The sequence below is a fragment of the Mesorhizobium sp. LNHC252B00 genome (genome assembly GCF_000502955.1).
Lineage (GTDB): Bacteria > Pseudomonadota > Alphaproteobacteria > Rhizobiales > Rhizobiaceae > Mesorhizobium.
In genome coordinates this window covers 334,683-347,716 of record NZ_AYWO01000001.1, presented here as the reverse complement: position 1 = coordinate 347,716, position 13,034 = coordinate 334,683, and the positions used below count along the sequence as shown (strand labels likewise).

Here is a 13,034-nt window from a genome sequence, read left to right as displayed (position 1 = left end):
GTTGGGGAGAGGAGGAAGCCCATCGTTCGCCCCCTCAATCATCATAACTATGCCCTGCCCGCAGCCCGTCGCGCACCCGCGCGGCGATCGCCAGAAACTCCGGCGTCTCGCGGATGTCGAGCGGCCGTTCTTTCGGCAGCGTCGACTCGATCACATCGCTGACGCGGCCGGGACGCGGCGACATGACGACGATGCGCGTCGATAGATAGACGGCTTCGGGAATGGAGTGGGTGACGAAGCAGATCGTCTTGTTGGTCCGCCCCCACAGTTCCAGCAATTGCTCGTTGAGGTGGTCGCGCACGATCTCGTCCAGAGCACCAAACGGCTCGTCCATCAGCAGCAGGTCGGCGTCGAAGGCCAGCGCGCGGGCGATCGAGGCGCGCTGCTGCATGCCGCCCGACAATTGCCAGGGATATTTCTTTTCGAATCCCGAGAGGTTGACGAGGTCGAGCGTTCGCTTGATGCGTTGCGCCTGCTCCGCCTTGGACAGGCCCATGATCTCCAGCGGCAGCCCGACATTGCGCTCGATGGTGCGCCAGGCAAACAGCGCTGCCGCCTGGAAGACATAGCCATAGGCGCGTTTCTCGCGTGCCTGTTCTGCTGTCATGCCGTTGACCGAAATCGTCCCCGAGGTCGGCTTCTCCAGATCGGCGATGACGCGCAGCAGCGTGGTCTTGCCGCAGCCCGAGGGCCCGATGAAGGAGACGAATTCTCCCTTGCCGATGGTGAGATCGACATTGGACAGCGCCTGCACCGGCCCGTCACTGGTCTGGAAGGTCAGCCCAAGTTTGCTTGCCGCGACGACGGCTGGCGAAATCCCTGTCATCGGCTGCCGCCCGCCTGGTCCCGTCCCCGCAGCGCCGGCTGGAATCCGATTGCTTTTATTGCGATGTTGTTTTCCACTCGCCCTGTCCCATTGGTCTTGTCCCACACTCAATCGACGCCCGGAGTTTCCCGATGTCGCCCAAACCCACTTGTCACCTTATCCGCCCTGAAAGCACTTATGAAGGCAAGCAGGGATTGACCTATTTCGCCGGCATCGCCGCCGAAACCGTCGGCGCCTCCGGCATCTGCATGCACGTCCTCACCATGCCACCCGGCGCCCGCGCCAAGGCGCACATGCATGAGAGCCATGAAACGGCGATCTATGTCCTCTCCGGCGAAGTCCATACCTGGTATGGCGACCGGCTTGAGCATCATATCGTCGTCAAGGCTGGCGACCTTTTCTACATTCCCGCCGGCGTGCCGCATTTGCCGGCCAATCTGAGCGGCGCCCCGTCTTCGGCCGTCATTGCCCGCACCGATCCCAACGAACAGGAAAGCGTCGTCCTGTTGCCGGAACTGGATGCGCTGGTCGCCTGAATCCGACGGCATCGATAGGAACTTGCGCGTCATCGGCACCGGGAAACTTCCCCGTACACAGTGCCATCCTCATCCGCGATCACCAGCTTCTTGGCGTTCTTGGGACTGCGCTTGATGGTGAACTGTATCGGCGACTGACCATCCCCGCCGTCTGCCTCGCACATTGACTTTACCACCAGCGAACCGTCAGCCTGCGTCTTCTTGTCGGTAAAGGTGCAGGCGTTGGTCGCGGTGATGAATTCCGTAGCGTTCAGCAGCAGCATGTCTTCCGCATAGACTTTCTGGCCGTTCTTGTTGATGCAACCGGACTTGTTGCCATAGGGCTTGGACAGATCGATGCCCGCCGCCGAGGCTTGGCCCGCAGCCAGCACGAGAACCATCGCGACAGATAGACCAAAACCACGCATGCTCACCCCCAAAACGTCACAAACATGATTGCAGCGGCCCCATTTCCTCAAGGCCGGGGATGGCGACAAAGAAACCATCCACTCCCTTGTTGGTGACCACGACGGTTTCGACCGTCGTTCCTGCCTCGCCTTCGGCAGAACAGGTCGAAATCAGCGATTGTGCACCCAGCACCGGCTTCAATTGATGCGCGAACCGGCAGCCGCTGCCATAGGTTTCGATGCCTTCGGCGGTCAGGACGATATAAGCGTCACTGTCCTGATAGCCGACCTTGAGGCCGGCACACCCGACATCATTGCCCCAGGAGCCGGCCAGCACGCCGCCTGCTGCCGGGCCGGAGACAATTGCCGCCAGGACCAACGAAAAAAGCGCGGCCGAACGCGCCAAGCTCAAACCCCGGTCGCCGGGATACCGGTGCGTTCCACCTTGCGCGGCGCGGAAATCTCTTTCCACGTCGACAGCGCCCGGTTGACCGCCGCATTCGGCTCGCGAGCGACGAACTCGCCATGGCCGGGCTTGGCCTTGACCTCGGCCTCCTGGATCGACAATTCGCCGCGGGAGAAGACGAAGCGCGGCAGGCCAGTCACCTCGAACCCTTCGAAGACGTTGTAGTCGATCACCGACTGCTGCTTTTTCGACGTGATCTTCTTCTTGGCGCCGGGATCCCAGACGACGATGTCGGCATCGGCGCCTTCGACGATGGCACCCTTTTTCGGATACATGTTGAGAATCTTGGCGATGTTGGTCGAGGTCACCGCGACGAACTCGTTCATCGTCAGCCGGCCGGTGTTGACGCCGGTGGTCCATAGAACCGGCATCCGGTCTTCCAACCCGCCGGTGCCGTTCGGGATCTTGGTGAAATCACCGACGCCGTTGCGCTTCTGCTTGGTGGTGAAGGCACAGTGGTCGGTCGCCACCACCTGCAGCGAGCCCGCCTGCAGGCCGGCCCAGAGCGAGTCTTGGTGGAGCTTATTGCGGAAGGGCGGACTCATCACGCGGCGCGCCGCATGGTCCCAGTCCTTGTCGAAATATTCACTCTCGTCGAGTGTCAGATGCTGGATCAGCGGCTCGCCGAACACCCGCATGCCCTTCTGCCGCGCCCGGCGGATCGCTTCGTGGCTCTGCTCGCAGGAGACATGCACGACATAGAGCGGCACGCCCGCCATATCGGCGATCATGATGGCGCGGTTGGTCGCCTCGCCCTCGACTTCCGGCGGCCGCGAATAAGCATGACCCTCGGGACCATTGTTGCCGGCGGCAAGCAGCTTCTGCGACAGGGCGGCGACCACGTCGCCGTTCTCGGCATGCACCAGCGGCAGCGCGCCGAGGTCGGCGCAGCGCTGGAACGACGCATACATCTCGTCGTCGTCGACCATCAGCGCGCCCTTGTAGGCCATGAAGTGCTTGAACGAGGTGATGCCCCTGTCGACGACATCAGCCATCTCGTCGAACACCTGCTTACCCCACCAGGTGATCGCCATGTGGAAGGAGTAGTCGCAGGATGCCTTCGAGGTCTTGTTGTCCCACATCTGCAACGCTTCGAGCAGCGACTGCTTCGGCGCCGGCAGGCAGAAATCGACCACCATCGTCGTGCCACCGGCAAGGGCTGCCCGCGTGCCGGATTCGAAATCGTCGGCCGAATAGGTGCCCATGAACGGCATTTCGAGATGGGTGTGCGGGTCGATGCCGCCCGGCATGACGTAGCAGCCGGTGGCGTCGAACTCGTGGTCGCCATGCAGTCCCGCGCCGATGGCGACGATCTTGCCGTGGCTGAACAGCACATCGGCCTTCCACGTGCGGTCGGCGGTGACGATGGTGCCGTTCTTGATGACTTTGGTCATTTTCGTGTTCCCTTGCTCTCTTCGCGCTTCTTTGCGAGCGGCGTTTGGAAAGTAGTTTCTAAGCTCACTCCACGATGACAGCCGTCTCCACCACTGCATGGAACAAAACGTCGGCGCCGGCGCTGGCCCATTCCTTGGTGATCTCCTCGGCCTCATTGTGGCTCAGCCCGTCGACGCAGGGGCACATCACCATGGCGGTCGGCGCAACGCGATTGATCCAGCAGGCGTCATGGCCGGCGCCGGAGACGATGTTGCGGTGGGAATAGCCGAGGCGTTCGGCGGCATCGCGGATCGCCTTGACGCAACCGGCGTCAAAGGTGACCGGATCGAAAGCGCCGACCTGTTCGATCTCGTAGCGGATGTCGAGCGCCTCGCAGATCGTGTCGATGCCTTCGCGGATGCGGCCGTCCATGGCGTCCAGCACTTCCTTCTCGGGCGAGCGGATATCGATGGTGAAGACGGTGCGGCCGGCGATGATGTTGCGCGAGTTGGGATAGACCTCCATGTGGCCGACCGCGCCGACGGCATCGGGCTGGTAGTCCATGGCGATCTCGTGCACCAGCTCGATCACGCGTGCCATGCCGAGCCCGGCATTGCGGCGCTTGGGCATCGGCGTCGAACCGGTATGCGCCTCCTTGCCGGTCAGCGTTACCTGCAGCCACTTCAGGCCCTGGCCGTGGGTGACGACACCGATGTCGATGTCTTCGTCCTCGAGGATCGGTCCTTGCTCGATATGCAGTTCGAAGAAAGCGTGGATCTTGCGGTCACCGACCTTCTCGGTGCCCTTCCAGCCGATGCGTTCGAGCTCCTCGCCGAATTTTTTCCCCTGCTGGTCGGTGTGCCCGTAGACATCGGCCTGGTCGAGCACGCCGGCGAACACGCCGGACGCCATCATCGCCGGCGCGAAGCGCGCGCCCTCCTCGTTCGTCCAGTTGGTGACGACGATCGGATGTTTGGTCTTGATGCCGAGATCATTGAGCGAGCGCACCACTTCAAGCCCGCCCAGCACACCGAGCACGCCGTCATATTTGCCGCCCGTCGGCTGCGTATCCAGATGGCTGCCGACATAGACTGGCGGCAGGCTGGGATCGGTGCCTTCTCGGCGGGCAAACATCGTGCCCATCTCGTCGACGCCCATTTCGAGCCCGGCCGCATCGCACCAGCGCTTGAACAGATGCCGGCCCTCGCCGTCCTCGTCGGTCACGGTCTGGCGATTGTTGCCGCCGGCAATGCCGGGGCCGATCTTCGCCATCTCCATGATGGAATCCCACAAACGGTCTGAATTGATTCGCAGATTCTCGCCGGGTGCGGCCATGCTTTAAAACCTCATCGATTGCAGGACGCCCGCGTCCCCCTCCCCCTCGAGGGGAGGGTGGCCGCGAAGCGGTCGGGTGGGGTCGCCGAACATGCGCTCGACCTTCTCCTTGACCACCTGTGCGACATGCCAAGCGCTATTTATGACATCGGGCTCGTCAACGCGAAAGACGTCGAACCCGAGCGAGCGGAGATAGGCATCGCGGACGGCATCGTGCCGTTTACCCCTCTCGTGTTCGTGCAGATCACCATCGACCTCTACGACCAGCTTTACGGCGAGGCACGCGAAGTCGACGATATAAGGCCCGATCGGGCACTGGCGGCGGAACTTGATGCCCACCGACTTCAGCTCCCGCAGTTCATACCACAGCAGGGATTCGCCCTTGGTCGCGTGAACTCGAAGCGCGCGCGCCTTCTGGCGCATTTCGAAACTGACGCGGGTACGGGGCATCAGGAGCGACCTCGCAGCAAAAGATCAGGTCGGCGCACTGCCGCACCGACCCCACCCGACCGCTTCGCGGCCACCCTCCCCTCGAGGGGGAGGGATATCCGCGTCCAGTTCTTCAATCGATCGCCCTCAGCACTTCCCGGACATGGTCGATCAACTCGTTGATCTGGCCCTTGGTGATGATCAGCGGCGGCGACAGCGCGATGATGTCGCCGGTGGTGCGGATCAATGCGCCGCGCTCGAACGCCTTGACGAAGGCGGAGAAGGCCCGTTTGGTCGGCTGGCCGGCGATCGGCGCCAGCTCGATCGCTCCGATCAGGCCGATGTTCCTGATGTCGATGACGTTCGGCTCGCCCTTCAGCGAATGCAGTGCGTCTTCCCAGTACGGCGCCAACTCCTCGCCGCGGGTGAGCAGGCCCTCTTCCTTGTAGGTGTCGAGCGTGCCCAGAGCGGCTGCGCAGGCGATCGGATTGCCCGAATAGGTGTAGCCGTGGAAGAACTCGATCATGTGCTCGGGACCGGTCATGAAGGCGTCGTGGATTTCCTTCTTCACGAACACCGCTCCCATCGGGATAACGCCGTTGGAGACGCCCTTGGCGGTGGTCATGATGTCGGGCGTGACGCCGAAGTAATCGGCGGCGAACGGCGTGCCGAGACGGCCGAAACCGGTGATGACCTCGTCGAAGATCAACAGGATGCCGTGCTTGGTGCAGATCTCGCGCAGCTTCTGCAGATAGCCCTTCGGCGGCAGGATGACGCCGGTGGAACCGGCGACCGGCTCGACGATGACGGCGGCGATGGTCGAGGCGTCATGCAGGGCGACGATGCGCTCCAGTTCGTTGGCGAGTTCCGCGCCATGCTCCGGCACGCCCTTGGTAAAGGCGTTCTTTTCCGGCAGATGCGTGTGCGGCATATGGTCGACGCCGCCGAGCAGCGTGCCGAACATCTTGCGGTTGGTGACGATGCCGCCAACCGAGATGCCGCCGAAATTGACCCCGTGATAGCCGCGCTCGCGGCCGATCAGGCGCGTGCGCGAGCCCTCGCCCCTGGCGCGGTGATAGGCGATCGCCATCTTGAGCGCGGTTTCGACCGATTCCGAACCGGAATTGGTGAAGAAGACATGATCCATGCCCTTGGGCGCGAGGTCGACCAGGCGGTTGGCCAGTTCGAAGACGATCGGGTGGCCCATCTGGAAGGCGGGCGCATAGTCGAGTTCGGCGGCCTGGTGCTGGATCGCCTCGGTGATCTTTGGCCGGCAGTGGCCGGCGTTGACGCACCACAGGCCGGCGGTGCCGTCGAGCACCTTGCGGCCGTCGCTGGTCGTGTAATGCATGTCCTTTGCGGACACCATCATGCGCGGCGCCTGCTTGAACTGCCGGTTTGCCGTGAACGGCATCCAAAATGCGCTGAGATCGTTCGGCGTGACTTTCAGCCGGTTGGACATGACCAAGACTTCCCCTTGTAACCTGTTTCGGTGCGCCCAACGCTTGGTCTTTGCCGCGCTTTCATGCTACGCAAATTTTGACCGATTGGACAAACGTTAGCACCGCCCTGCCGGCGGTCAAGGGATTACTAGCGGAAATGCAGCACCTGAAGTGCGTTCCACAGGCTAGGGAAAAACTGGTCCAGAGAATTGGTCCAGATGACCCTCAACACGAGGGCTTGCAACGGTGACCACCGGGACGGACGCCCCTCGCCGGACCCGCATCCAGCAGGAAAAGCGGGAACTCATCCTGGAGGCGGCGCTCGAGGTGTTCTCCACCAACGGTTTCCGTGGTTCGACCATCGACCAGATCGCCGAAGCCGCCGGCATGTCGAAGCCGAACCTGCTCTACTATTTTCGCCGCAAGGAAGACATCCACGAGACGCTGATGCAGCGCCTTCTCGACACCTGGCTTGCGCCGCTGCGCGAGTTGGACGACATTGGCGATCCGCTCACCGAATTGCGCAGCTATATCAGGCGCAAGCTGGAGATGGCGCGCGATTTCCCGCGCGAGAGCCGGCTGTTCGCCAACGAGATCCTGCAAGGCGCGCCGCGCATCATGCCGCTGCTGGCCGGCGAGTTGAAAACGCTGGTCGACGAGAAAGCCGTCGTCATCAAGGGCTGGATGCGCGCCGGCAAGATTGCCCGCACCGACCCCTGGCACCTGATCTTTTCGATCTGGGCAACGACGCAGCACTATGCTGACTTCGACGTCCAGGTCCGCGCCGTGCTCGGGCCGAACCGCGGCGGTGACGGCCGCTTCGAGGACGCGGCGAGGTTCTTGGAGCAGCTGTTCCTCGACGGGCTCAAGCCAAAGGGCTGACACCTCAGGCGCTGCGACGTTCGGCTGGCAGCGCGTCCAGTAATGTCTGCAGCTTGGCGACGGAGTTTTGCTCGGCAAGCGGCGTGTAGACGATCAGCTTCATGTCGGAGCCGTCGCCGATCGACAAGCTCATATGCTCGAAGGTCATGGCGCCTGCGCTCGGGTGCCGGACGTGCTTCACTCCCGACAGTCGGTGCGCGACGTCGCGCTGCGGCCACCAACTGCGAAACTCGGGGCTAGAGCGTGTCATCAACTCAATCAGCCGCTCGAAATCCGGGTCGCCGACATATCTGGCGCTTGCGGCCCGAAACGAGGCAAGCACGGTGCGCGCCAATTGCTCCCAGTCAACCAGCAGGCGCCGGTGGTGCGGGTTGGTGAACACCATGTGGACGATGTTGCGGGCGTCACCTTCCAGCAGGCCATAATCGCCGAACACCGCGACCGCCGCCGGGTTCCAGGCCAGCACGTCCCAGCGCCGCCCGACAACATAGGCCGGCTGCAGCACCAAGCTCTGCAGCATATGCAGCAACGGACCGTCGACCTTTTCCGGCGCTACGGCACGGCGCTCCGGCTGCTGGCGGTCGGCAAGGATGAACAAATGCTGTTTTTCGGCGACGTCGAGGCGCAACGCTTCGGCGAGCGCGGTCAGCACCTCGACCGACGGCCTGACCTCACGCCCTTGCTCCAGCCATGTGTACCAGGTCGTGCCGACGCCGGCGATCATCGCCACCTCCTCTCGGCGCAAGCCCGGCGTGCGCCGCCTGAGACCCGTGGCGATGCCTGCGGCTGACGGCGTCAGCCTTTCGCGGCGCGAGCGCAGGAAGGCGCCAAGCTCGCGCCGGCGGCTGTCTTCAGCCGAGTGAGTAGGGGTCGGGCGGGGTTGGGACTCCATGCGCCTAATATAGCAGTATTGATACCAGGATAAAGTTTGAACTGTTTGGCTCGCGCCAACTGCCCCATCTTCCACTCAGAGCAACAGAACGGAGGCTCTGAACATGGACCCGAAAGACAAGACAATCCTCGTCACCGGCTCAACCGACGGCGTCGGCCGCGTCGTCGCGCAACGGCTCGGCGCCGCGGGCGCCCGCGTGCTGGTACATGGCCGCGATGCAACGCGCGGCAAGGCTGTTATCACTGAAATTGAAGCCACCGGCGGCAAGGCCGAGCTTCTGGTCGCCGACCTGTCGTCATTGGCCGAGGTCCGCCGTCTCGCTGAGGCCGTGCGCGCCGGAACGGACCGGCTCGACATCCTCATCAACAATGCCGGTGTCGGCACCGCGGGGCAAGGCGCCAAGCGCCAGGTCAGCGCCGATGGCTACGAACTGCGCTTCGCCGTCAATTATCTCGCTGGTTTTCTGCTGACGTCGGAGCTTCTGCCGTTGCTGAAGGCCAGTGCTCCGGCGCGCATCGTCAATGTCGCCTCGGCGGGGCAGCAGGCGATCGACTTCGGCGATGTCATGCTGACCCGCTCGTATGACGGCGTGCGCGCCTATTGCCAGAGCAAGCTGGCGCAGATCCTGTTCACCATCGACCTTGCGGAGCAGCTAAAGGGTACCGGCGTCATCGTCAACGCGCTGCATCCGGCGAGTTACATGAACACCACCATGGTTCGGCAGGCGGGTGTCACGCCTTGGAACTCGGTCGAGACCGGGGCTGACGCTATCCTCAATCTCGCCACGTCGCCAGCGCTCGACGGAAAAAGCGGCCTCTATTTCGATGGCCTGCGCGAATCCCGAGCCGATGCCCAAGCCTACGACGCCAAGGCAAGACAACAGTTGCGCGCCTTGAGTCTCGACCTCATCGGCCCGGCCTCACCAACATCGAAAGAACAGCGTTCATGACCAAGGCAACCCAGCACACCGTTATCATCGGCGGCTCGTCCGGCATCGGCCTGGCGACGGCGCACAAACTGCTTGGCCCCGGCATGAAGGTGACCATCACCGGTCGCAACGAAGAGAAGCTGAGGAGCGCGTGGAAAAGCCTTGGTGGCGCTGCCGACAAGGCTGCTTTCGATGCCGCGAAGCCGGACGAGGTCAGCGGGTTCTTCGAGCGCCTTGGCCCGTTCGATCATCTCGTGTTGGCGGCGAGCGGCGGCAAGGGCCTTGGCCCTTTCCCGACGCTCGACCTGACCGACATCGGCAGCGGCGTCGACGAGAAAGTCCGCCCGCAACTGTCCTGCCTGCAGGCGGCCTTGCCGACACTCAGCAAGGGCGGATCGGTCACCTTCATCTCGGCCGTCTCGGCTCAGCTCGCCATGCCGGGCGTCGCCGGCATCGCTGCCATCAACGGCATGCTGTTGACCGTGGTGCCGATCCTGGCGGTGGAGCTGAAGCCCTTGCGCGTCAATGTCGTCGCGCCCGGCGTCATCGACACGCCGTGGTGGGATTTTCTGCCCGAGGAGCAGCGACAGGCGCTCTTTGCCGATTATGCCGGCAAGACCCCGGTCGGCCGCGTCGGCCGCGCCGAGGACGTCGCGGAGGCAATAGCCTTTCTCGTATCCAACGGCTTCATGACCGGCCAGGTGCTGACGTGCGATGGCGGTCTGCGGTTTGCGGCTTAACAGGGCGCTCCGGAACGTGGGAATAATCAGGCGTGTCGGCCCCATACATCTTGTTGTCGATCGCTTCTTGCCATCTGGAATCGGCATCGGACGGTGAGACGCCGGCGGTCCCATGCGAGCGGGAATGAAGCCAATTCGGCGTGATTTCTCGAATCAATTGTGCAAGGCGTCCCATCGAAACCGTTCCTTTCCTTCCTTTCCCGCACGCGCGATCGCGGTTGCGCCGTAGACCTAAAGTTGGCCTCTCAGCCAGGCGAGCGTCTCGGCAACGCCGGCAAGGCCGTACTGCGCCGTGGTATATTCTGGTGGTTTGACCCTTATCGATATGCCGCCGGCATCGTTGACGGTTTCGAAGCCGTTTTCGTCCGACGTGTCGTCGCCCAGGAAGACCGGGCGCCGGCCGGTGAATGGCGCGATATCCATGAAACGCCGGATCGCGGCGCCCTTGGCCGCCTCGAGCGGCAGCAACTCGACACCGGCATTGCCGGCAACCACCCGGTAGCCCTTGGGCAGCACGGCCAGCGCTTGCTCGACAAGCTGCGTCGCGCGAGGGAGCAGGTGCGGGGCGGCGCGCGTGTGGATGGCCAGCACCCGGCCTTTGCGCTCGATATACGCCCCACGACCGAGCTCGGCCTCGATCTCGTCGGCAAGAGCCGCAATATCCGACGGCTCATCCGCGATTTCGACGTCGTCGCCCGGCAGGAGCCTGTGTTCCAGGCCATAAAGCCCGGCCGCGCGCAGCTTCAAAGGCTGAAACAACTGGTCCACGGCCGCAACGGAGCGGCCTGTGATGAAGGCCAATGCGCCGTTCAACTTGTGATCCAGGCCTTGCAGCAAAGCGCGAAGCTCGGCGCTGACCGAGACGGCGTCCGGATGTTCCGCATGCTCCAGCAGGGTGCCGTCGATGTCGAGGAACAACGCCCAATCGCCGGTCAGCAAGGCCTGCGGCTTTTGCAGGGTTTTGCTCGCAACCTTTTGCAGGATTTCACTCATGACAGCGCCACCCGTTTCCGCTCGAACATGGACACGACATTGTCGATGCCCGGCGGCCGGTCGCCAGCACCGGTTACGCGATCGAGGTCACCGCGCTTGCGCAAGCGTGCCGCGTCCAGAAGCATGCTGCCGGCCCAGCGATAGACATTGTTGTCGCGAACCATCTGCCGCATGGGCCGCATGCGCTCGCGCTGTTCGTCTGGCGTCATGTTCAGCGCCTGCAGCAGCGCTTCGCTCATCATGGCCGCGTCGTAGGGGTTGACGATCAGCGCCTCCAGCAATTCGCGCGAAGCACCGGCGAATGTGCTGAGCATCAAGACGCCCTGTTCGTCGTCGCGCGCCGTGACGAATTCCTTTGCGACCAGGTTCATGCCGTCATGCAGGCTGGTGACCATGCATATGTCAGCGGCCCGATAGATCTCATAGACCTGTTCCTGCGAATGATGTTCAGCCACCATGATCACCGGCTTGTAGCCCTCGCTGCCGTAACGCTGGTTGAGCTCTTCTGCATAGCGATGGCATTCGTCGTGGAGCAGCTTGTAGGCCGGGAGCGTGCCACGGCTGGGGGCCGCGATCTGCAGGAAGACCAGTTTTCCGATCCACTCAGGGTATCGCTTGAACAATTCGTCCAGCGCATGAAACCGATCCAGAATGCCCTTGGTGTAGTCGAGACGTTCGACCCCGACGGCCAGCTTCACATCCGCCGTAAGTCCGAACCTATTCCGCAGGCGGGCGCGGCAGTCATCGGCATCAGGCAGTTTTGCCAGCAGGTCCGCCGGCCATTCTATCGAGATCGGATAGGCGTGCACCAGCGTCGTCTGCCCACCATAGGAGATGGCCGCATCCGCCCGCTCGATACGGCTTTCCAGGAAGCGATCGACGCTCTCGGTGAAATTGTTGGCATGGAACTGGGTATGGAAGCCGATGATCGAACTGCCGAGCAGCCCTTCGAGGATGCGTTCGCGCCATGGGCAAATGCTGTAAACCTCCGAATTCGGCCATGGGATGTGCCAGAAGGTGATGACGATCGCCTCGGGCAGGCGCTCTCGGATCATGCGCGGCAGCAGCGCGAAATGGTAGTCCTGGACCAGCACGATCGGCCGCTCGTTACGCGCCTCGGCCACCACCGTGTCGGCGAACTTCCGGTTGACGGCTTGATAGGCTTCCCAATCCGAGGCGCGAAAGATCGGCCGGGTGAAGGCGATGTGGCAAAGCGGCCAGAGGCCCTCATTGGCGAAGCCGAGATAGTAGCTCTGATATTCTTCCTCCGTCAGCCAGACCCGGCGCAGGGTATAGGACGGATTGCCGGGCGGCACCTGCACGCGGTCGTTGTCGTCGACCATGAGACGGTCCGCCGTTCCGCCGCCATAGGCGATCCAGGTGCCGCCACAGGCGCGGGTAATCGGCTCGAGCGCAGACACCAGCCCGCTGGCCGGCACCAGTAATTCGACGTCATCATTCTTGCTGTTGTGGATATAGGGTTCGCGGTTGGACACCACGATAACCTGCGCCCCCGGCAGGTCGTCGGCCAGAATCTTGCGCAATGTTTCAGGCGACCATGTCACCAGCGCCGCATCGGCCGATTGGCCATTCTTTTCGAACTCGCGTATCACCTTGCGCGCCGCTTCCGCGGCTACGTCTTCGCCGGCGATATGTGCAACCGTCGGAGGGCGACTGCGGCGCTGACGCGATATGGAGACGAAGACGGCGAAAGCGGAAAAACCGAGGCTCGCAAAGATCAGAACCCAGAGCAGGTCCGCACCGTAATTTGTCATTGGAATATCAACTCACCTCCGGCCGTTCGG

The 13,034-nt window shown here is 63.0% G+C and carries 14 protein-coding genes; 4 read left to right on the top strand and 10 right to left on the bottom strand.

Annotated features, from left to right (window positions below):
- Positions 1–34 precede the first annotated feature (34 nt).
- Positions 35–826 (bottom strand): ABC transporter ATP-binding protein, encoded by a 792-nt coding sequence (locus X744_RS167650; RefSeq protein WP_023756958.1) that lies wholly within the window; start codon positions 824–826, stop codon positions 35–37.
- 131 nt (positions 827–957) lie between these two features.
- Between X744_RS167650 and X744_RS167655 the strand changes: the two genes are divergently transcribed.
- Complete coding sequence (locus tag X744_RS167655; protein ID WP_023756957.1) at positions 958–1,362, top strand: cupin domain-containing protein; 405 nt, start codon at positions 958–960, stop codon at positions 1,360–1,362.
- 29 nt (positions 1,363–1,391) lie between these two features.
- Here X744_RS167655 and X744_RS167660 read toward each other — a convergent pair whose 3' ends face one another.
- From X744_RS167660 to X744_RS167685, 6 genes are all read right to left on the bottom strand, one after another.
- A complete protein-coding gene (locus X744_RS167660) occupies positions 1,392–1,769 on the bottom strand; it encodes a hypothetical protein (protein ID WP_023756956.1) in 378 nt (125 codons plus the stop codon).
- 16 nt (positions 1,770–1,785) lie between these two features.
- On the bottom strand, positions 1,786–2,154 hold the full coding sequence (locus X744_RS167665; protein WP_031259513.1) for a hypothetical protein: 369 nt from the start codon (positions 2,152–2,154) through the stop codon (positions 1,786–1,788).
- Between the two features lie 2 nt (positions 2,155–2,156).
- A complete protein-coding gene (gene hydA, locus X744_RS167670) occupies positions 2,157–3,608 on the bottom strand; it encodes a dihydropyrimidinase (protein WP_023756954.1) in 1,452 nt (483 codons plus the stop codon).
- Between the two features lie 64 nt (positions 3,609–3,672).
- Positions 3,673–4,923 carry a Zn-dependent hydrolase gene (locus X744_RS167675; protein ID WP_023756953.1) on the bottom strand — a complete coding sequence of 417 codons (1,251 nt, stop codon included), beginning with the start codon at positions 4,921–4,923 and terminating at the stop codon, positions 3,673–3,675.
- Between the two features lie 3 nt (positions 4,924–4,926).
- Positions 4,927–5,373: an endonuclease domain-containing protein gene (locus tag X744_RS167680; protein WP_023756952.1), complete on the bottom strand. Its 447-nt coding sequence runs from the start codon at positions 5,371–5,373 to the stop codon at positions 4,927–4,929.
- 112 nt (positions 5,374–5,485) lie between these two features.
- The gene (locus X744_RS167685) at positions 5,486–6,814 is read right to left on the bottom strand and encodes an aspartate aminotransferase family protein (RefSeq protein WP_023756951.1); all 1,329 of its coding nucleotides are present in this window, start codon (positions 6,812–6,814) and stop codon (positions 5,486–5,488) included.
- A gap of 226 nt (positions 6,815–7,040) precedes the next feature.
- Between X744_RS167685 and X744_RS167690 the strand changes: the two genes are divergently transcribed.
- Entirely contained in the window at positions 7,041–7,676 is a 636-nt protein-coding gene (locus X744_RS167690) for a TetR family transcriptional regulator C-terminal domain-containing protein (RefSeq protein ID WP_023756950.1), read from the top strand.
- A 4-nt stretch (positions 7,677–7,680) separates the two neighbouring features.
- Here the strand turns inward: X744_RS167690 and X744_RS167695 are convergent, their stop codons facing one another.
- A complete protein-coding gene (locus X744_RS167695) occupies positions 7,681–8,568 on the bottom strand; it encodes a helix-turn-helix transcriptional regulator (RefSeq protein WP_023756949.1) in 888 nt (295 codons plus the stop codon).
- A 103-nt stretch (positions 8,569–8,671) separates the two neighbouring features.
- On the opposite strand from X744_RS167695, the gene X744_RS167700 reads away from it, so the two are divergent.
- Together X744_RS167700 and X744_RS167705 are read left to right on the top strand one after the other, a co-directional pair.
- Complete coding sequence (locus X744_RS167700; protein WP_023756948.1) at positions 8,672–9,517, top strand: SDR family NAD(P)-dependent oxidoreductase; 846 nt, start codon at positions 8,672–8,674, stop codon at positions 9,515–9,517.
- Entirely contained in the window at positions 9,514–10,236 is a 723-nt protein-coding gene (locus X744_RS167705) for an SDR family oxidoreductase (protein ID WP_023756947.1), read from the top strand. Before X744_RS167700 ends, X744_RS167705 begins: the two co-directional genes overlap by 4 nt.
- Positions 10,237–10,467: 231 nt before the next feature.
- Here X744_RS167705 and otsB read toward each other — a convergent pair whose 3' ends face one another.
- Positions 10,468–11,229 carry a trehalose-phosphatase gene (gene otsB, locus X744_RS167710; RefSeq protein WP_023756946.1) on the bottom strand — a complete coding sequence of 254 codons (762 nt, stop codon included), beginning with the start codon at positions 11,227–11,229 and terminating at the stop codon, positions 10,468–10,470.
- Positions 11,226–13,004, bottom strand: a complete 1,779-nt coding sequence (locus X744_RS167715) for a trehalose-6-phosphate synthase (protein ID WP_023756945.1) — start codon at positions 13,002–13,004, stop codon at positions 11,226–11,228. Before X744_RS167715 ends, otsB begins: the two co-directional genes overlap by 4 nt.
- Between the last annotated feature and the right edge of the window lie 30 nt (positions 13,005–13,034).